Genomic DNA, 18,306 nt, shown 5'->3' with positions numbered 1-18,306 from the left:
TCATTCTTTCATGCGTGATGGCAGGCGACGCGCGCGCCATCGGCACGCAGCGTCAGTTCAGGCCGCTCTTTCGAGCATATTTCGGTCGCAAGCGGGCAGCGCGTGTGGAAGGCGCAACCGGAGGGGATGTTTGAAGGACTTGGCAGCTCACCGCTAAGGATAAAACGCTGCTTGGCACGCTGCACTTCCGGGTCGGCTTCCGGCACGGCCGACATCAGCGCCTTGGTATAGGGATGTTTCGGATTGGCGAAAAAGGTATCACGGTCGGCCATCTCGACGAAACGGCCGAGATACATGACGACGACCCGGTCGCAGATATGCCGGACCACGCCGAGGTCATGGCTGACGAACAGGTAGGAGACGCCAGTGCGCTTCTGCAGCGCGACCAGCAGGTTGAGAATCTGGGCGCGAACAGAAACGTCGAGCGCCGAGACCGGCTCGTCGCAGATCAGGAGATCCGGCTCCAGCGCCAATGCTCTTGCGATCACCACGCGCTGCCGCTGGCCGCCGGAGAACTGGTGCGGATAACGGTCCGCATATTCGGGCCTCAGGCCCACCTGCTGCAGCAGCATCGCGACACGTTCCTTCAGCGCCCTACCCTTGGCGACGCCGCGCACGATGAGCGGTTCGCCGATCGTGGCGCCGACGGTCGAGCGCGGATCGAGCGACAGCGCCGGATCCTGGAAGATCATCTGCACCTTGCGGCGAATGTCGTTGAGCTCCCGGCGGCTGGCGCCGACCACTTCGTCGCCGCTGATCCGGACGCTGCCGGAGATCGGCGCCTGCAGGCCAACGATGGTGTTTGAAAGCGTCGACTTGCCGCAGCCGGATTCGCCGACCAGCGCCACGGTCTCGCCGCGGGCGATATCGAGGTCAACGCCGTTGACGGCCTTGATCACCGGGCCGGCCTTGCCGAGCAATCCGCCGCGGCCGCCGAAATGGACTGCGACATCGCGAATTTCGAGAACGTTCTGCTGCCCGCTCATGCCGCCACCTCGCGGATTTCCGCCATGCGATCGATATGCCAGCAGGCCGAGCGGTGGCCTCCGCCGCAATCGAAAAGCGGCGGCTGTTCGGTGCGACACTTGTCGGTCGCGAGCGGACAGCGCTCGGTGAAACGGCAACCGGTGCCGAATTCGTTCGGCGTCGGCACCGTCCCCTCGATGGTCGCGAGGTCCGCCTTCGGCGCGTGATCGAGTTTCGGTACGCTGGCCAGCAACAGGGCCGTGTAAGGATGTTTCGGCTCACGGAACAGCGCATGCACCGGCGCGATTTCGGCGATGCGGCCGGCATACATGACCGCCACGTCGTCGGCGATATCGGCAACGACGCCCATGTCGTGGGTGATCAGCACGATCGCGGTGCCGCGGTCTGCGACCAGTTTCTTCATCAGGTCGAGGATTTGCGCCTGGATCGTCACGTCGAGCGCCGTGGTCGGTTCGTCTGCGACCAGCACGCGCGGGCCGCAGATCAGCGCGATCGAGATCATGATGCGCTGACACATGCCGCCGGACAGTTCGAACGGATACTGGTCGAGCCGCCGGGTCGGGTCGGGAATGCCGACATCGACCAGCATCTGCCGCGCCTTCTCATAAGCCTCCGCCTTGGAGACGCCGTGGTGGACCCGGTAGGCCTCGGCGATCTGTGAGCCGACCGTCGTCAGCGGGTCGAGCGAGGCGCTCGGCTCCTGAAAGATGATCGAGATGTCTTTTCCGCGCGCCTTGCGGAACTGCCGTTCCGAGAGGGCGGCAAGGTCGGTGTTTTCCAGCATGATGCGGCCGGCGATGCGTTTCGCGGCAGGCGGCAGCAGGCCGAGCATGGCATAGGAGGTCAGCGACTTGCCGCAGCCGGACTCGCCCACCAGCGCCATGACCTTGCCGGGCGCGACGGTGAAGGAGATGTCGTCGACGACATTGGCACCACCGATATCGATGGTCAGCCTATCGACGGAAAGCAGCGGGTTGGCGGCGGCGTCCATCATCTCTCCTCAGCCTGCCGTCTTCGCCCGTTCGGGGCGCTTGTAGTTGCCGATCGAATTGCCGCCATCAACGCTGATCACGGCGCCGGTGATGAAGGCGGCCTTGTCGGAGCAGAGATAGGCGATGGCGCCCGGCGCATCCTCGGGACCACTGGCGCGGCCGAGCGGAATGTTCTTCAGCATGTTGGTGACGTATTCGTCGGAAAGCTCGCTCACCTCGCTGCCCGGCGCAAAGCCCGGCTCGACGACGTTGACGCGGATGCCGTATTCGGCAAGCTCCAGCGCGAAACCCTTGGAAAGCCGCTCGATCGCCGTCTTCGAGGTGCAATAAGGCACGGAATTCTGGTTCATCTTGCGGGCGGCGCCCGAGGAGATGTTGACGATCGAGCCTTTTTTATCTTCGGCGATCATCAGCTTGGCGAACTCGCGCGACAGCACGAAGGGCGCCCGCAGGTTGACGCCGAAGACGCGGTCCCAATCGGAGAATTCCATCTCCAGCAGGCTGAAGCGGGTATAGATGCCGGCATTGTTGACGAGGATATCCGGCGCCTTCCATTCGCGCTTCACGAGGTCGACGAGTTCGAGCATCGAGGCGTCGCTGGTGAGCTCCGTCGCGTGCAGCAGTACCCTGGAGCGGTCAAGGCCGAGATCGGAGACCGCCTTTTCAAGGCCATCCATGCGCACGTCGCTGAGGCACAGCTTTGCGCCTTCCCGAGCGAAATAAGCGGCGATCCAGCGGCCGAAAATGCCGGCCGCGCCGGTGATGACGATGGTCTTGTTTTCGAATTCCATGACTTAAAACCTCAACGCGCCAAAAGACTCAACGGGTACGGGAACGTGGGTCGAGCTGGTCTCGCAACCAGTCGCCAAGCACGTTGACGGAAAAGACGAGCAGGAAGAGACAGGCGCCCGGAAAGGCGACAATCCACCAGGCCCGCTCGATATATTGACGGCCGACGCTCATGATCGAGCCCCAGCTCGAAGCCGGCGGCTGGATGCCGAGGCCGAGGAAGGAAAGGCCGGCTTCCATCAGGATCATCAGGCCGAACTCGGCGGTGGCGACGATCAGCACAGGGCCCGCGATATTCGGCAGGATGTGATGGAAGAGAATGCGCGCCGCCCCCGCCCCGGCAAGCTCGGAGGCCTTGATGAAGGGCAGGTTCGCCACCTGCAGCGTCTGGGCGTAGGCGACGCGGGTATAACGCGGCCAGCGCGTGAGACCGAGCACCAGCACCAGCTTCAGGAAGCCCGGGCCGAGCACCGCGACGGTGAGCACCGCCAGCAGGATCGCCGGGATCGACATCATGATGTCGACCAGGCGCATGATGAGGATCTCGATCTTGCCACGGAACCAGCCGGCGATCATGCCGAGCGTGACGCCGACCAGCGACGAGACGACTACCGACAGCACCGCGACCGAGAGCGAGACCCCGGCCCCGTAGAGCGTGCGCGACAGCAGATCGCGGCCGAGGTCGTCGGTGCCGAGCCAGTAGGTGATGCCGCGCATCTCGAAGCCCGGCGGCTTCAGGCGGCCGAGCAGGTTCTGCCGGTTGGGGTCGGCTGGCGCCACCCAGGGCGCGAAGATCGCCAGAAGCACGATCACCAGGAAAATGACCGATACGATGACGACCGAGATGGGAACCCGGCGAAGGCGTTGGCTAAGGGCGAGGACGGCGGTGCTCAAAGCCTTCTCCTTATCGGACCAGACGGATGCGCGGATCGACGAGCGCGTAGACGAAATCCGCGATCACGCTGGTCAGCACATAAACGAAGGAAATCAGCAGCACGATCACCTGGACGACCAGGAAGTCGCGCGACTGGATGGATTGGATCGCGAGCTGGCCGATGCCCGGCCAGGCGAATACCGTCTCGACGATGACAGCACCGGCGAGCAGGTTGCCGATTTCGAGTGCGGCGATGGTGATGACCGGGATCGCCGCATTGCGCAGCACATGGCGGAACACGACGGAGCCGAGCGACAGGCCGCGGGCGCGCCCTGCCCGCACATAGTCCTTGCCGAGCTCGTCGATGATCGAAATCCGGGTCATGCGGGCGAAAGTCGACATCGAGATTGCCCCGAGTGCGATCGAGGGCATGATCAGCGAGGCGAAGTCGCCGGAGCCGGAGGTCGGCAGCCAGCGCAGCGTCACGCCGAAGAAGAAGATCAGCACGATGCCTGACAGGAAGGTCGGCACGCTCTGGCCGGTGACGACGATCGCCGTCAGAAGCCGTTCGAGCCAGCCGCCACGCCGGGTCGCCATGATGATGCCGGCCGGAATGCCCATGCCGATCGCCACAACCAGCGCGCCTGCTGCGAGCATCGCCGTATAGGGTACACGCGAAATGACGATATCGAATGCCGGCACCCGCTGGACGACGGAAATGCCGAAGTCGAAATGCGCAAGGCCTCCCAGATATTCCAGATATTGCACCCAGATCGGCCGGTCGAAACCGAGCTGGCTGCGCAATTGGGCGATCATCTCGGCCGATGCATCCTGCGGCACCAGCAGCAGGGTCGGGTCGCCCGAGAGATGCATGACGACGAAGACGATGGTGAGAACGCCGAAGATCGCAATGATCGCCTGTATCAAACGCTCGACGGCGTATCTCAACATGGTCGTGTTATCCGTCTGTTACTGCTGCCAGCTCATGTCCATGACGAACATGGCTTCGTTGGCCGTCGGCTGCCATTTCAGCTTCTTGGCGGCTCCGTAGAGCGCATAAGCCTGGTAGAGGCCCATGCCCGGAACGTCGTCCTTCAGGACCTGGTAGGCCTGTTCGTAGAGCTTCAGACGCTCCTTCTGATCGAGGATGACGCGTGCCTTATCCACGGCCGCATCGAACTTCTCGTTCGAGTACTTTGCCCAGATGCTGCCGGTGCGGAACAGCGGGAAGATCACGCCGTCGACGTCCTGGCAGGCGCAGGACCAGGCGCCGAAGGCAAGACCGCCGGCATTGGCCGGATCGCCTTGGCGGCGCTTCAAGAAGGTCGCCTGGTCGCTGGACGAGATTTCCACCTTGAGGCCGGCTTCGTTGACCATCTGCTGAATGGCTTCGACGGTGGCGCGGCTATAGGCGGGAGAGGTGAGGAATTCGACGGTCGCGCCCTCCGCGCCGGCGGCCTTCACCAGTTCCTTCGCCTTGTCGAGGTTGTATTCGTAGCCCTTGATCTTGTCGGTGTAACCGAAGACCGGTTCGGCACCGAGGACTTCGACCGGCTTGCCGTAGCCTTCGAGCAGTGCTTCGACAAGCGCCTGACGATCGATCGCATAGGCGATCGCCTGGCGGACACGGACATCCTTGGTAACGCCGCCCTGGGCGTTGATGAACAGGTAACCGATGCGCTCGGTCGGAACCGAGAGGACCTGCGAATTGCTGTCGTTCTTGATGCTTTCGGCCTGATCCGGTGGCACGTCGCGGACAAGGTCGGCCTTGCCGGTCTTCAGGTCGGCGATACGGGTGGAGACGTCGGGCACGGTGCGGAAGACCACCTTCTGGAACGGCGGCTTGGCGCGCCAGTAGCTGCCATAGGCTTCAAGCTCGGTCTGGACGCCCTTCTGCCAGTTGGCCATCTTGTAAGGGCCGGAGCCGAGCGGCTTCAGGTTAAATTCCTGGTCGCCGACCTTTTCGACATAGGCTTTCGGCACAATCGAAAGCTTGACCAGCTGGGCGAGCAGCGCCGGATAGGGTGACTTGGTCGTCATCTTGACGAGGGTGGGGCTCACCGCCTCGGCCTTGGCGATCTGGTCGAACTGCGAAAGCTGGGGGCTCTTCAGCTTCGGGTCGATGATGCGGTTGATCGAGAAGGCGACGTCTTCGGCGGTCAGCTTCGAGCCGTCCTGGAAGGTTACGTCGTCGCGGATCTGGAATTCGATCGTCTTGTCGTCGAGATATTTCCAGGACTTGGCGATCTGCGGGACGATCTCGCCCTTCACGTCGCGCGTCAGCAGATTGTCGAAGATATTGCGGTAGATCGAATAGCTGTCGGTGTTCCACTGCAGATGCGGATCGAGCGTTGCCGCATCGTTCGGCAGGTCGATGGTCAGCGTATCCTTGGTTTGCGCAAGCGCGGTCGACGCGGTGAGCGCCAGTAGCATGGCGGCTATGGATGCGAATTTGGCAGACATTCCCTTACCCTCATTGTTGTTGCTGCTGTATTCAAGAACTGTTTACGCCGCCTTCGCGCCGGTCTTGAGCCCGGCCTCGTCGGCGCAGAAACGCGCCAGTTCCGCATGGGTGCAGAACCAGACGTCGCCCTTCGATTTGGCGAGCCGAATGATCTCTTCCAGAATGAAGATGCGTGAACGGTGTCCGACGTGATGCGGGTGCATGGTGAGCTGGAACAACCCGCCCTCTTCCCAGGCGACTTCGAGCTCGCGGGCGAAGATGTCGAAAACCATGGCGGGGCCCCCATAAGGTCGGGCGCCGGTCATCCGGTCCATCGCCACATAAGGTGCGTCGTCGCGGATCCACTCGACCGGGATCTCGACCACGCCGGTCGGCTCGCCGTCTTCCAGAAGTTCGTAGGGCTCCTCATCGGCCATCAATGATGAATCATAGAGCAGGCCCATCTCGCGGGCGATCTTCAGCGTATAGGGGCTGAAATCCCAGGACGCGGTGCGCATGCCGACCGGGCGGATGCCGGAAAGCTTTTCCAGAACATCTGCGGCGCGCAGCGCCAGATCGCGTTCCGTTTCTTCGTCGAGGCGGGAATTGAATTCGTGGATCCAGCTATGGATGCCGAGTTCATGGCCGGCAGAGACGACGGTCTTCACTTCCTCAGCGTTTATCATCGCCGAGACGGCCGGCATGAAGAAGGAGGCGGGAACGGAGTACTTTTCCAGAAAGCGCAGAATGCGCGGCATGCCGGAGCGTGCACCATACTGGCCCTGACTCATCTTGCCAAAGGATATGCCGCCATTCTTCAGTTCCAACGTCTCGTGATCGGAATCGAAGGACAATGCGACTGCCATGCGTGCGCCGTTTTTCCATTTCGCGGGCTTAAGGGAACGCCCGGCGCGCACCTTCTGAACCTTCTGCTGCCAGACACTATCCGACCAGGTCCAGGGTTCGGAGACATCATTTTGCTTATTCGGCGCATTCATGAGATCGTTCATCCTATCAGCGCGACACTCGAAATGTGAGTGGCTGCTTTCTAGGCAGAATTGTTATGAGCCGATCCGATAGCCATCAATGGGGGTTTCGTTCACATACATGAACTCCGAAATCAAAAGCGCCGGCAGGATTCTCGATCTCCTGGAATATATGGCTTCCCGCCGGGAAGCGGTGCCGCTGGCCCAGATCGTGCGCGATCTCTCTTTCCCGAAAAGCAGCGCCCATGGCCTCGTCCAGACGCTGGCTGCCCGTGGACACGTGGTCCAGGACGATGCCGGCCGCTATATGCTGGTCGAGGCGAGCCGGCACGGCTTTCCGTTCAGCCGCCATGAAGAGCCGCTGGTCGTGGTGGCAAAACCGTTCATGGAAAAGCTGCGCGACGAATCCGGCGAGACCATCCTGCTCGCCACGATGAACGCCCATTGCGACATAAGACGGCTGGCGAAATGCGTCAGCCGGCATCGGGTTCGTTATGACGTCAACCTTGACGCAGCGATCGCCGCCTATTGCACCGCGACCGGCCGCGTGCTGCTCGCCTTCACGCCGAAGGAAGCGCTGGAGCATTACCTCTCCCGCGTCCAGTTGCTCTCCTATACCCGCTATACGGTGACCGATATCGAGCGCATCCGCGAGATGCTCGTGAAGATCCGCCGGGATGGCTATGCACTGAACGACCAGGAATTCGTCACCGGCTCGACCGGCATTGCCGCGCCGATCTTCGATAGCAACGGCGCGGTCGTCGCCGCCCTCAATCTCGGCGTTCCGACCGTACGCTACAACGAACAGCGCGAGGGCTTTCTGCTGATGGTCCGCAGCGCAGCCGACGATATCAGTCGGGCGCTTGGCTACCGCCGCTGAGGCTCATTCCTGACGCGGATGACGGAACCGATGCAGCTACGGCATGATTTGGAAAGCTACACTCTTTCCTGCCGGCATTTTGGAACAAACTGCGTCGGCCCGCAATGTTGAAGCGGCTATACCCTTCTTGTGATGACGCGGTTCCGGAGCTTTCAATGGTCGATCCTCGCTTTTGGCCCACCGTGGACAGCAGGCCGCTGGAAGAGCAGGCGGGTATCCGCGAAATACTCTATAATTGGCAGGCGACCCAAGCGGCCGATCGATCGGGCCGGCTTTGAAGTCCCGATCGCTGCAGACACAACAATTCAAGGGAGCTGAAACATGAGCCTTCGTATCAACGACATTGCACCGGATTTCACTGCCGAGACCACCCAGGGCACGATCCATTTCCACGACTGGATCGGCAGCGGCTGGGCCGTGCTGTTTTCTCATCCGAAGAACTTCACGCCGGTCTGCACGACCGAGCTCGGCGCCATGGCTGGGCTGGAGGGCGAATTCAAAAAGCGCGGCGTCAAGATCATCGGCATCTCCGTCGATCCGGTCGAAAGCCACGGCAAGTGGAAGGACGACATCAAGACGGCGACCGGTTTCGACGTGGAATATCCGCTGATCGGCGACCGCGACCTCAAGGTGGCCAAGCTCTACGACATGCTGCCGGCCGCAGCCGGCGAAAGTTCGGAGGGCCGTACGCCTGCCGACAATGCGACGGTGCGCTCGGTCTACGTGATCGGCCCGGACAAGAAGATCAAGCTGATCCTCACCTATCCGATGACCACCGGCCGCAACTTCAACGAAATCCTGCGGGCGATCGACTCGATCCAGCTCACTGCCAAGCACCAGGTGGCGACGCCGGCCAACTGGAAGCAGGGTGAGGATGTGATCATCACCGCCGCCGTTTCCAACGAGGATGCGATCACCCGCTTCGGTTCGTTCGATACTGTCCTGCCCTATCTGCGCAAGACCAAGCAGCCCACGGCCTGATATCGGCTCGTCTATTCGAACATCAAAAGGCCGGCGGAGCGGATCGCTTCGCCGGCCTTTTATGTGTTCCGTGTAAACACCTAGTGCGGGACGACCCGTCTCAATAGACGGGATACATGCCCCAGAAAAAGCTTTCCGAATGCTCGCGGTCGAGATCGCGGTTTTTGTCACGATCTTCACGCACCTTTTCAAGCGGCGTGTACTCGGTGCTTTCTGTGTCTGCCTTGCCCGGCACCCGCTGGCTCAGTCCGAACAGATCAAACCCAAACAGGGATAAGCCACTAGCGATCATCGTCAGCCTCCAGTCGGTTGAGCGTCATACCTCCCCACTTTCAGGCCAAATACCGTTTCGGTCAATGTAGTCTATCAAAACCCTATACTAATTCATTGACACATTTGAAATTGTTATGTCCAAAATGTGGCAGTCGGCGAAATAGCGATCCCTGCCCGCTTCCGGTTGATGCCCTCAGGCAAAAAAGCGGTTGGTCGGCCGCGGCAGGCCGAGATGGTCGCGAAGCGTCGCTCCTTCATAGTCTTGGCGGAAGATGCCGCGGCGCTGCAATTCCGGAATGACCCTTTGCGTCACGTCGTCCAGCCCCTGCGGCAGGTAAGGGAAAACCACGGTAAATCCATCGCTTGCCTCTTCCGAAAGCCAGGCCTGCATCTCGTCGGCAATGGTTTTCGGGGTGCCGACGAAGGCGAGGCCGGAATAACCGCCATAACGCTGCGCGAGCTGGCGTACCGTCAGTTTTTCCTGCTCGGCGAGTTTGAGGACCTGGGCGCGGCCGGACTTGCTGGCATTGGTTTCCGGAATGTCCGGCAACGGACCGTCCGGATCGAAACCCGACGCATCGTGGCCGAGGGCTATCGACAGCGAGGCGATGGCGCTGTCGTAATGCACGAGGCTGTCGAGCGTCGCCCGCTTCGCCTTTGCCTCTTCCACCGTATCGCCGACGACGATGAAGGCGGCCGGCAGGATCTTCAGGTGGTCGGGATTGCGCGAGGCGACGACCATGCGGCCCTTGATATCCGCATAAAGCGCCTTGGCAGCGGATAGATCGCGTGGCGAACAGAAGACCAGTTCGGCGGTCTCAGCCGCGAGCTGGCGTCCCGGTTCCGACTGCCCGGCCTGCACGATCACCGGCCAGCCTTGTACCGGCCGGGCGATATTGAGCGGCCCCCGTACGCTGAGTTCGTCGCCCTTGTGGTCCAGCACGTGCATCTTTTCCGGATCGAAGAAGATGCCACTTTGCTGATCGCGGATGAAGGCATCGTCTGCAAAACTGTCCCACAGCCCTGTGACGACGTCGTAGAACTCGCGCGCCCGCTTGTAGCGCTCACCGTGCTCGACATGCTCGTCGAGGCCGAAATTACGGGCGGAATCCGGGTTGGACGTGGTGACGATATTCCAAGCGGCGCGGCCGTTGCTGATATGGTCGAGCGAGGCGAACCGGCGGGCCACATGATAGGGTTCGTCGAAAGTCGTCGAGGCGGTCGCCGCAAGGCCGATCTTCTCGGTGACGGCTGCCAGCGCAGAGAGCAGCGTGAACGGCTCGAACGACGTCACGGTTTGGCTGCGCTTCAGCGCTTCGACCGGCATGTTCAGCACCGCCAGATGATCGGCCATGAAGAACGCATCGAATTTCGCGGCCTCCAGCTTCTGTATGAAGGACTTGATATGCCCGAAATTGAAATTGGCGTCCGCATAGGCGCCGGGATAACGCCAGGCGCCGGTATGCAGGCTGACGGGGCGCATGAAGGCGGTAAGGTGCAGGGATCTTGCCATGGGACGACGCTCTTGTGGGATGAGAGAAGGCTTATCGGCTTAAAGTAGGCATTCCCGTTTCACATGCTAAGCAACGTTGTTGCGCCGATTGCATCGTGCCGGAGAAATTCTCTCTCCTTCCACTCAACTTGGCGTGACAATCCCCAGAACTCTCTCTTCGGCCACCAAAAGAGAAAATTCACTTCGTTCAACGCGTGCAATTGAAGCTTTATTCCTTCTCCCGGCCTTCGTGACGTGGCTCAATGACAGACTTGATCCGGGAGGCGCGTATGAGCAAGGTTTTCCATTTGGCAGGAAAGATCAGAGCAGTGGCTCCGTACCTCGCGACAGAGGACCAGGCGATCGACGTAGCCAAGGGGCTTTCGGCGCGGATCGCCGAAGGATCGAGCCACCGCGACCGGGAGCGGCTGCTTCCGCATGACGAGATGGAACTGGTCGCCCAGTCAGGCCTGCTGGGGATAACCGTGCCCGCCGAATATGGCGGCGCCGACATTTCCAACGCCTTCCTGGCGGAGGTGATCGCCATTCTGTCGGAGGCAGATGCATCTGTCGGGCAGATCCCGCAGAACCATTTTTCCATCCTCGAAGCCTTGCGCCTTTCCGGCAGCGAGGAGCAGAAGAAATATTTCTTCGCTCGGGCGCTGGCTGGTGAACATTTCGGCAATGCCCTTGCCGAGTCCGGAACGAAGGCTGCGGGCGATATCGAAACCCGGCTCGTGCCGCAAGGCATTGGCTATCGTATCACTGGTCGCAAATATTATTCGACCGGCGCGCTGTTTGCCGATTGGGTGGCCATCTTTGGTCTCGATCCCGAGGGAAAAGCCGTCATGGCGATTGTGCCGCGCGATGCTGAAGGACTGACGATCGTCGACGATTGGGACGGGTTCGGCCAGCGCACCACAGCCAGCGGCACCGTGCTGATCGACAACGTTTACGTTTCGCCGGATTCGGTCATCAGCTACTACCGGAGTTTCGAACGGCATGCGCCACTCGGCTCGCTTGGCCAGCTCTTGCATGCCGCCGTCGACCTGGGGATCGCGCGCGCCGCCTTTGCCGACATGCTCGGCTTCGTTCGCAGCAAATCCCGCGGGATCCGCAATGTCGGCATCGAGACGGCAAGTGCCGATCCGCTGACCATCGCGCGGACCGGTTCGATCGCCGTGAAGCTGGAGGCGGCAAGTGCGGTTCTCGAGCGTGCCGGTCGCAAGGTCGATGTCGCCCAGATCAACCCATCCTCGCAGACTGCGATCGAGGCCTCGCTTTCCGTCGCTGCCGCAAAGATCCTGACGACGGAAGCAGCACTCGACGCGACCAACGGTCTGTTCGAACTCGCCGGAACTTCTGCGACCAAGGAGGACCTGAACCTCGACCGCCATTGGCGCAACGCCCGCACCCATACGGTGCACGATCCGGTACGCTGGAAACATCACGCGATCGGCGACTTTCACCTGAACGGCAACGTCCCGCGGCCGAACGGACAGTTCTGAAACCATGCCGCGCAGAAGGCGCAGTGGTGTGCGGTTGCGACAGGCGAACCGGTTGAATTCTATTTGCTGCCGGCCTGAGCGTCGTCGAGAAGGCCGCTCGAGCGCTTGGCGACCATCTGTTCCAGCGTCATGTTGTCGAGGACCGCGGCGATCGCGTCACGCACTTCCGTCATCGAATGGCGGATCTGACAGTCTTCCGGGTGGTCGCAATCGTCGCAGGCCTCGAATGCCGTCTTGCTGGCGCAGCGGATCGGCGCCAGCGGACCGTCGAGAATGCGGACCGCCTGGCCGACATAGATCTGTGAAGCGGGCTTGGACAGCGCATAACCGCCGCCCGGCCCTTTTTTCGAGCGTAGCATGCCGCCCTTGCGCAGCTCCAGCAGGATCGCGTCGAGGAATTTCTTGGAAATATTGTTCTGTTGGGCGATGTCGCTGACGAAAGCGGTCTTGCCGGGTTCGAGCTGTGCGAGGTGGACAAGCGCCTTGAGCCCGTATTTTCCCTTTTTCGTAAGCATCGAGGATCGAAATTCCGCCTGACTGGTGTCCTTCCCGGCGAAACCGCCGAAGGTGTGACACCGATACAGGAGCGGTGCCAAAGGTTCAACGTCGGTTTGCACGTCTGCCCTATTCTGCCGAAAGATCGCGCAATGTCCGCGGCAGCGTATTCATGCATTCGGCCCCCGTTTCGGTGATCAGGAACTGATCCTCGATCATCAGCGCGCCGATGCCCTGTCCGTAGAACGGCGCCTCCAGCGCCACCACCATGTTCGGCTGAATGATCTCCGGATTGCCGGCGGAGAAGAACGGCCATTCCTCAATGCCGACGCCGCCTCCGACCGAATGGCCGAAATGGCCGCGATCATATTCTGCAAAGCCGTCCTCTCGCATCGAGGCGAGCATGGCCGCATGCACCACGCCGAACGTATTGCCTGGACGAAGTATATCGAGCCCGGCTGCGAAAGCGTTTTCGAGCGCCTTGAAGATTTCGCGCGACAGTGGCGATGCACGGCCATGGGTGAAGGTCCGTGCGCCGTCCGAGGAGTAGCCCTCGACCAGCGTTCCGACATCGGCCTTGATCAGCGCGCCCGGCGTCACGACCGCCGACATGTCCGAAAGATCGGCGCCGACCGAGATGAAGTCCCAGTGGCCGCTCAGATCGAAGCCGCCTTCCGCGGCGGCCTCCTGGGCGCCCGCCTTCCAGGCGCAAGAGAGTTCGGTAAGCCGCGCGCCGGGTTTCACTGCCGCCGCCATGCGGGCGAGCCCGGCTTCCGCAGCCTTGGCGGCACGACGCAGCCGTTCGATCTCGCGCGGCGTCTTGACGGCCCGCAGACGGCGCAGCACGTGCGAGCCGTCGGTCCAGGTTACCGTCGGCAAAGCCAGTTTCAGGGCCTCGAAATCGGCGGTCGGCATGAATTCCAGGTCGGCGCCGATCCGAGCGCGATCAAGGCCACGCTCGTTCAGCAGATCGCCGAGCAGGTCGAAACAGGCGGACCGATCGAACGTTTCCGGCCGGGGTCCGGAAGACCCGAGCCGGCGATAGGCCTCGTTGATCTGCTCGACGCTCTCGGCTCCCGTCAGATCGAGCATGTCGATCCAGATGCGATGGGTGCGCAGGTCCACGTCTGCCGCGGCCTTGCGGATCGAGCCGGCGGCGTGGTCGCTGGCGATTGCGGCGAGACCAATCGAGGCATCGGCCGGCACAAGCGCGATTGCGGCACCCGCCCTGCCCCACATGGTCGCCACACCGGCCGGCGCGCCGATCGCGTACCGAAAGGCTTCGGGCTGGAAAATTACCAGGGCGTCGAGGCCGGCGTGCTTCATCAGGCGCTCTGCATGGCGGCGGTCAATATCACTCATCGCGCTCTCCAAAACCGTCTTTTCTCAAGGCCTTAGCCGGCCTCCGGCCAAATCGCCAGCAGGTAGAACAAAAATTCCTGAATGCTGCCGTGGCGGCGAAGAGCATTTCCCGCCCGTGCCCAAAATCGCCCTCCGTCATCCTTCCGGCTGAAAGGGACTGAGATATTCTCCGCCAGTATACAATGGCTGAAAAAGGTCAGCATGATCAGGGGGGTAACATGGCCGGTTGACGATCCGCGTCGTCGAACTGCTCAGGCAACTGTCGAAGACCTTGACGCTGGTGCTCGTTTCCCAGGATATCGGCCTCGTCGCCTCGCTTTGCGAGAAAACCATCATCCTCGAACGCGGCAGAATCCGAGATATCCTCGCCATCCCTCGTCATGCCCACACGCAAAAACTCTTGTCCAGCATTCCCAGCATGCCGGCCTGACCCCTCTCTCATATTCAAAGGAGTTCTTCGATGTCAGTTTCCCGCTTCGCCTCCGCGCCTGAAACTTCCCCGACCCCGGCCGATCTGGTGCGCCAGCGCTATGGATCGGACCAGCCGGCCGCGACGGCGGAGTGGAATGCCGCGCTCGAGGCGATCCTTTCGCACCGTTCCGTTCGCACCTATCTCCCGAAACCGGTGCCTGAAAGCGTGCTGCAGCTGATCGTCGCGGCCGCCCAATCGGCGCCGACCTCTTCCAGCCTGCAGGCCTGGAGTGTCGTGGCGGTCGAGGATCCCGAGCGGCGGGCTAAGCTCGCCGAACTCGCCTCCCCCAATCCGCAGATCATCTCCGCACCGCTCTTCCTTGTCTGGATCGCCGATCTGTCACGGCTCCGGAAAATCACCACCGAACAGGGCAAGACCGGCGAAGGCCTCGACTATCTCGAGAGCTTCCTGCTGGCGGCAATCGACGCGTCGCTGGCCGCCCAGAATGCGCTGGTCGCGCTGGAATCGCTCGGCCTCGGCACCTGCTATATCGGCGGCATCCGCAACCATCCGGCCGAAGTGGGCGAAATCCTCGGCCTGCCGCCGGAAGCATTTGCGGTCTTTGGCATGACCGTGGGGTATCCCGATCCGGCCATCGAGACGGATGTGAAGCCGCGCCTGCCGCAATCGCTCGTGTTGCACCGCGAGAAATATCAGACAGCGCAGCCCAAGGCGGATCTCGCTACCTATGACGACACGATGCGGTCGTTCCAGACCGACCAGGGAATGGCTGTCCGCGGCTGGACGGGCGTTGTCGCCAGCCGCATCGCCGATGCACCGGCCCTCAAGGGCCGGCACGTGCTGCTCGATGTCGTGCGCCGCATGGGCTTCAGGGTAAAATAGCGGACTGAGGCAAGCCTCAATCCACGATTGGGACGATCTGGGTCGGATCGATCTGCAGCCAGGCCGGAGCGCCGACCTGGAAGACATCGGCCGGCGGCGCTGCGACGCGGAACTGCAGCCCACTGTCCTTCGGCTGGAAGACGTAGTCCCAGGTCTCGCCGAGGAATGCGGATTGCCGAACCAAGCCCTCCAGGTTGATGGCCTTGTCCTTGGGCGCCTCCGTCGCCGAAAGCTTCATCGCCTGCGGCCGGATCGAGACGGTGACCGGTCCGTAGCCCTTCACTTCCTCACCGATCAGGGCAAGCGGCACGCTGAAGCCAGCGAAGTCGATCATCTGGTTGCCGCAATTGCCCGAGAGGAAATTGGTGCGGCCGATGAAGCTCGCCACGAACCGTGTCTTCGGCCGACTGTAGAGCGCATATGGCGTGTCGATCTGTTCGAGGCGACCGTTGTTCATCACCGCGATGCGGTCCGAGGTCACCATTGCCTCGCCCTGGTCGTGGGTGACGTAGACCGAGGTGATCTTGAACTCGTCATGCATGCGCTTGATCTCGAAACGCATTTCTTCGCGCAGGTTTGCATCGAGATTGGAGAGCGGCTCGTCGAGTAGCAGAACCGCCGGGCGGATGACGACGGCGCGGGCGAGCGCCACGCGCTGCTGCTGGCCGCCCGAGAGCTCGGCCGGATAACGGTCGGCGAGATGGCTCATCCGCACCGTTTCCAGCACTGCGCCAACGCGTTTCTTGACTTCGTCGGAGGGCAATTTCCGCAGGTTGAGGCCGAAGGCGACGTTCTGCGAAACCGTCATGTTCGGCCAGATCGCATAGGACTGGAAGATCATCGACATGCCACGCTTTTCCGGCGGCACCGAGCCCGAAGGTGCCGACAATATCTTGCCGTCGAGCTCGATCGAACCGGAGGTCGGGTCGATGAAGCCGGCGATCATCCGAAGCGTCGTCGTCTTGCCGCAGCCGGAGGGGCCAAGCAGCGAGACGAATTCGCCGGGCTTGATATGCAGGTCGAAATCAAGCACCGCATCGACGGCTCCGAAACGACGACCGAGTTTCCTGAGGACAAGTCCGTCCATTTAGCTTCTCCTCAACATGAAGTCGCGTCCGAGATAACGCATCCCGATGGCGACGACAGCGACAATGATGATCAACAACAGGGAGCCCAGCGCGGCGAGCTTTTCGAGCTCGCCTTCCTCGCTGAGATCGAGCAGCACGACTGAAACGACGCGCGTGGTGGGGCCGACCAGAAAGATGGCGGTCGAGAGTTCCTGTGCGGCCGGCACGAAGATCAGCAGCCAGCCGCCGGCCAGCGTCCGCTTCAAGAGCGGCCCGACCACATGCCGGAGCGCCGTCACCCGCCCGCCGCCGAGAATGCGCACCGCCTCCTCCATTTCCGGATGGATGCTGCGCACGCCGGCCGAGCTGGTGGTGAAGGCGATCGGCAGGAAACGGGTGATGAAGGCGAGCGCCATGATCGTATAGGTGCCGTAGAGCGCGATCGGCGGCAGGGCATAGGCCGCATAAAAGCCGATGGCGAGCACGATGCCGGGCACGACATAGGGCGAGACGGCGAGGAAGGCGAGCAGGCCCGAGAACGGGATCAGCTTGCGCTGGACGATATAGGCGATGAACAGCGCCAGCGTGATCGCCACCGTCGCCGCCACGATGCCGAGCCCGATACTGCCGACCAGCGCCTTTTGTGAACTCGAATGTTCGAAGAGCACATAGTGGAAATTGGAAAGCGTCAGGTTGCTGAACGAGAAACCGGTCGTCCAGGAGTTCGAGAAGGCAGCGAGAAGCAGCACGAACAGCGGCATCAGCACCGAAAGCGCAACGACGCAAAAGCAATAGCCAAACAGCACCCAGCGCCATCTGCCGAGCTTGACGATGCGCCGCTCGCCTCCCTTGCCGCTGACCGACACATAGCCCTTGCGGCGCAGGATCAGTTTCTGCAGCCCGAGCATCGCGGCGGTGATCAAGAGCAGCGGGATCGAATAGGCGGCCGCCACCTGGATCCGCAACGGGAACGAGAAGAACTCGGTGAGTTGGATCACCACGACCGGATAGCGCGCCGGGATCGAGATCAGCGCCGGCACGCCATAAAGCGCGATTGCGCCGAGGAAGGACAGAAGCGCTGCGCCGATGATCGCCGGCATGACGAGCGGGAAGGTTACCTTCATCGCCGTCTTGAACGGTCCGGCGCCGAGGATATTGGCGGCATCCTCCATCTCGGAATTGATCATCTCGAAGGCCGAGCTCACCAGCACGAAGACGAGGAAGAAGCCGCCGATCGCGGTGACCAGCACCAGTCCGCCGAAGGAGAAGACATTGACAAGCGGTTCGGTCGAACCGGAAAGGCTGTGCCAGACGCGGTTTATCCAGCCGGTATTGGGGCCGGCGAGCAGGATCCAGCCGACGCCGGCGAGATAGGGCGGCATGATGAAGGCGCCGAACACGCTGTAGCGCACGAAATTGCGGCCCGGCATGTCGGTGCGGGTGCAGGCCCAGGCGAGCGGCACGCCGAAGGCCAGTTTCAGCACGACGACGACCGCGCCCATCTTCAGCGTGTTGGTGAGCGCCGTGATATGGCGTTCCTTGCCGTAGGCCTCGACATAGTTGTGAAGCGTCCAGCCGCCGGTCTTGGCGTCGGTGAAGCTGGAGACGACGAGCGTCCACATCGGCGCTACGATCAGCACGACCAGAATGCCGGCCAGGAAAAGCCAGAGCAGATTGGCCGGCTGAAGCCGCTGGTGCCAGGGCACACGCACCTTCACCGGCTGGTCTTCCGACCAGGTGGAGGCCGCGGGATGGGAAACACTCGTCATAATCGGCGCTCGCTTTGTCACTGGAGGCGTCGGAAACAGGTCACGCCGCCGGGCGTGATGGGCGGAGGCCAGCAGATGCCGGCCTCCCGGTTA

18 protein-coding genes are annotated in these 18,306 nt (G+C 62.0%); 5 read left to right on the top strand and 13 right to left on the bottom strand.

What is annotated here, in order from left to right; all coding sequences use genetic code 11:
- Nucleotides 1-8 precede the first annotated feature (8 nt).
- From LZK81_RS27260 to LZK81_RS27230, 7 genes are read right to left on the bottom strand one after another with little or no spacing between them, the layout of a single operon-like run.
- Nucleotides 9-986: an ABC transporter ATP-binding protein gene (locus tag LZK81_RS27260; protein WP_233957107.1), complete on the bottom strand. Its 978-nt coding sequence runs from the start codon at nucleotides 984-986 to the stop codon at nucleotides 9-11.
- Complete coding sequence (locus tag LZK81_RS27255; protein WP_233957104.1) at nucleotides 983-1,978, bottom strand: ABC transporter ATP-binding protein; 996 nt, start codon at nucleotides 1,976-1,978, stop codon at nucleotides 983-985. The genes LZK81_RS27260 and LZK81_RS27255 overlap by 4 nt, the downstream gene beginning before the upstream one ends.
- Nucleotides 1,979-1,987: 9 nt before the next feature.
- Entirely contained in the window at nucleotides 1,988-2,770 is a 783-nt protein-coding gene (locus LZK81_RS27250) for an SDR family NAD(P)-dependent oxidoreductase (protein ID WP_233957102.1), read from the bottom strand.
- Nucleotides 2,771-2,798: 28 nt separating this feature from the next.
- Nucleotides 2,799-3,662, bottom strand: coding sequence for an ABC transporter permease (locus tag LZK81_RS27245; RefSeq protein ID WP_046604674.1), 864 nt, complete (start codon nucleotides 3,660-3,662; stop codon nucleotides 2,799-2,801).
- 10 nt (nucleotides 3,663-3,672) lie between these two features.
- Nucleotides 3,673-4,593: an ABC transporter permease gene (locus LZK81_RS27240; protein WP_233957101.1), complete on the bottom strand. Its 921-nt coding sequence runs from the start codon at nucleotides 4,591-4,593 to the stop codon at nucleotides 3,673-3,675.
- 18 nt (nucleotides 4,594-4,611) lie between these two features.
- Nucleotides 4,612-6,105 (bottom strand): ABC transporter substrate-binding protein, encoded by a 1,494-nt coding sequence (locus tag LZK81_RS27235; protein ID WP_233957100.1) that lies wholly within the window; start codon nucleotides 6,103-6,105, stop codon nucleotides 4,612-4,614.
- Between the two features lie 42 nt (nucleotides 6,106-6,147).
- Nucleotides 6,148-7,083, bottom strand: a complete 936-nt coding sequence (locus tag LZK81_RS27230) for a polysaccharide deacetylase family protein (RefSeq protein WP_233957098.1) — start codon at nucleotides 7,081-7,083, stop codon at nucleotides 6,148-6,150.
- Nucleotides 7,084-7,192: 109 nt separating this feature from the next.
- Between LZK81_RS27230 and LZK81_RS27225 the strand changes: the two genes are divergently transcribed.
- Together LZK81_RS27225 and LZK81_RS27220 are read left to right on the top strand one after the other, a co-directional pair.
- Nucleotides 7,193-7,951 (top strand): IclR family transcriptional regulator, encoded by a 759-nt coding sequence (locus LZK81_RS27225; RefSeq protein ID WP_233957096.1) that lies wholly within the window; start codon nucleotides 7,193-7,195, stop codon nucleotides 7,949-7,951.
- Between the two features lie 321 nt (nucleotides 7,952-8,272).
- The gene (locus LZK81_RS27220) at nucleotides 8,273-8,932 is read left to right on the top strand and encodes a peroxiredoxin (protein WP_233957095.1); all 660 of its coding nucleotides are present in this window, start codon (nucleotides 8,273-8,275) and stop codon (nucleotides 8,930-8,932) included.
- A gap of 100 nt (nucleotides 8,933-9,032) precedes the next feature.
- On the opposite strand, the gene LZK81_RS27215 is transcribed toward LZK81_RS27220, so the two are convergent.
- Nucleotides 9,033-9,224 carry a hypothetical protein gene (locus LZK81_RS27215; protein ID WP_046604678.1) on the bottom strand — a complete coding sequence of 64 codons (192 nt, stop codon included), beginning with the start codon at nucleotides 9,222-9,224 and terminating at the stop codon, nucleotides 9,033-9,035.
- Nucleotides 9,225-9,398: 174 nt separating this feature from the next.
- The gene (locus LZK81_RS27210; RefSeq protein ID WP_233957093.1) at nucleotides 9,399-10,718 is read right to left on the bottom strand and encodes an LLM class flavin-dependent oxidoreductase; all 1,320 of its coding nucleotides are present in this window, start codon (nucleotides 10,716-10,718) and stop codon (nucleotides 9,399-9,401) included.
- Nucleotides 10,719-10,987: 269 nt separating this feature from the next.
- Between LZK81_RS27210 and LZK81_RS27205 the strand changes: the two genes are divergently transcribed.
- Nucleotides 10,988-12,205: an SfnB family sulfur acquisition oxidoreductase gene (locus tag LZK81_RS27205; protein ID WP_233957091.1), complete on the top strand. Its 1,218-nt coding sequence runs from the start codon at nucleotides 10,988-10,990 to the stop codon at nucleotides 12,203-12,205.
- Nucleotides 12,206-12,264: 59 nt separating this feature from the next.
- Here LZK81_RS27205 and LZK81_RS27200 read toward each other — a convergent pair whose 3' ends face one another.
- Together LZK81_RS27200 and LZK81_RS27195 are read right to left on the bottom strand one after the other, a co-directional pair.
- Nucleotides 12,265-12,720 (bottom strand): RrF2 family transcriptional regulator, encoded by a 456-nt coding sequence (locus LZK81_RS27200; RefSeq protein WP_233957089.1) that lies wholly within the window; start codon nucleotides 12,718-12,720, stop codon nucleotides 12,265-12,267.
- A gap of 109 nt (nucleotides 12,721-12,829) precedes the next feature.
- The gene (locus tag LZK81_RS27195) at nucleotides 12,830-14,062 is read right to left on the bottom strand and encodes a M24 family metallopeptidase (RefSeq protein ID WP_233957086.1); all 1,233 of its coding nucleotides are present in this window, start codon (nucleotides 14,060-14,062) and stop codon (nucleotides 12,830-12,832) included.
- 226 nt (nucleotides 14,063-14,288) lie between these two features.
- Between LZK81_RS27195 and LZK81_RS27190 the strand changes: the two genes are divergently transcribed.
- Together LZK81_RS27190 and LZK81_RS27185 are read left to right on the top strand one after the other, a co-directional pair.
- The gene (locus LZK81_RS27190; protein WP_233957084.1) at nucleotides 14,289-14,492 is read left to right on the top strand and encodes a hypothetical protein; all 204 of its coding nucleotides are present in this window, start codon (nucleotides 14,289-14,291) and stop codon (nucleotides 14,490-14,492) included.
- Nucleotides 14,493-14,522: 30 nt separating this feature from the next.
- The gene (locus tag LZK81_RS27185) at nucleotides 14,523-15,377 is read left to right on the top strand and encodes an NADPH-dependent oxidoreductase (RefSeq protein WP_233957083.1); all 855 of its coding nucleotides are present in this window, start codon (nucleotides 14,523-14,525) and stop codon (nucleotides 15,375-15,377) included.
- 16 nt (nucleotides 15,378-15,393) lie between these two features.
- On the opposite strand, the gene LZK81_RS27180 is transcribed toward LZK81_RS27185, so the two are convergent.
- Together LZK81_RS27180 and LZK81_RS27175 are read right to left on the bottom strand one after the other, a co-directional pair.
- Nucleotides 15,394-16,464 (bottom strand): ABC transporter ATP-binding protein, encoded by a 1,071-nt coding sequence (locus LZK81_RS27180; protein WP_233957082.1) that lies wholly within the window; start codon nucleotides 16,462-16,464, stop codon nucleotides 15,394-15,396.
- Complete coding sequence (locus LZK81_RS27175) at nucleotides 16,465-18,213, bottom strand: ABC transporter permease (protein WP_233957080.1); 1,749 nt, start codon at nucleotides 18,211-18,213, stop codon at nucleotides 16,465-16,467.
- Nucleotides 18,214-18,306 lie beyond the last annotated feature (93 nt).

Origin of the sequence: Neorhizobium galegae (assembly GCF_021391675.1) — a bacterium.
GTDB classification, from domain to species: domain Bacteria; phylum Pseudomonadota; class Alphaproteobacteria; order Rhizobiales; family Rhizobiaceae; genus Neorhizobium; species Neorhizobium galegae_B.
Note: the sequence above shows the minus strand (reverse complement) of the source record. Positions and strands in the feature narration are given on the sequence as shown.

Bases quoted from the DNA above. Each gene is read 5' to 3' on its own strand.
- LZK81_RS27180 (WP_233957082.1), bottom strand. From the start codon at position 16,464: ATGGACGGACTTGTCCTCAGGAAACTCGGTCGTCGTTTCGGAGCCGTC.
- LZK81_RS27260 (WP_233957107.1), bottom strand. From the start codon at position 986: ATGAGCGGGCAGCAGAACGTTCTCGAAATTCGCGATGTCGCAGTCCAT.
- LZK81_RS27225 (WP_233957096.1), top strand. From the start codon at position 7,193: ATGAACTCCGAAATCAAAAGCGCCGGCAGGATTCTCGATCTCCTGGAA.
- LZK81_RS27200 (WP_233957089.1), bottom strand. From the start codon at position 12,720: ATGCTTACGAAAAAGGGAAAATACGGGCTCAAGGCGCTTGTCCACCTC.
- LZK81_RS27210 (WP_233957093.1), bottom strand. From the start codon at position 10,718: ATGGCAAGATCCCTGCACCTTACCGCCTTCATGCGCCCCGTCAGCCTG.
- LZK81_RS27175 (WP_233957080.1), bottom strand. From the start codon at position 18,213: ATGACGAGTGTTTCCCATCCCGCGGCCTCCACCTGGTCGGAAGACCAG.
- LZK81_RS27205 (WP_233957091.1), top strand. From the start codon at position 10,988: ATGAGCAAGGTTTTCCATTTGGCAGGAAAGATCAGAGCAGTGGCTCCG.
- LZK81_RS27195 (WP_233957086.1), bottom strand. From the start codon at position 14,062: ATGAGTGATATTGACCGCCGCCATGCAGAGCGCCTGATGAAGCACGCC.
- LZK81_RS27255 (WP_233957104.1), bottom strand. From the start codon at position 1,978: ATGGACGCCGCCGCCAACCCGCTGCTTTCCGTCGATAGGCTGACCATC.
- LZK81_RS27185 (WP_233957083.1), top strand. From the start codon at position 14,523: ATGTCAGTTTCCCGCTTCGCCTCCGCGCCTGAAACTTCCCCGACCCCG.
- LZK81_RS27250 (WP_233957102.1), bottom strand. From the start codon at position 2,770: ATGGAATTCGAAAACAAGACCATCGTCATCACCGGCGCGGCCGGCATT.
- LZK81_RS27230 (WP_233957098.1), bottom strand. From the start codon at position 7,083: ATGAATGCGCCGAATAAGCAAAATGATGTCTCCGAACCCTGGACCTGG.
- LZK81_RS27220 (WP_233957095.1), top strand. From the start codon at position 8,273: ATGAGCCTTCGTATCAACGACATTGCACCGGATTTCACTGCCGAGACC.
- LZK81_RS27215 (WP_046604678.1), bottom strand. From the start codon at position 9,224: ATGATCGCTAGTGGCTTATCCCTGTTTGGGTTTGATCTGTTCGGACTG.
- LZK81_RS27235 (WP_233957100.1), bottom strand. From the start codon at position 6,105: ATGTCTGCCAAATTCGCATCCATAGCCGCCATGCTACTGGCGCTCACC.
- LZK81_RS27240 (WP_233957101.1), bottom strand. From the start codon at position 4,593: ATGTTGAGATACGCCGTCGAGCGTTTGATACAGGCGATCATTGCGATC.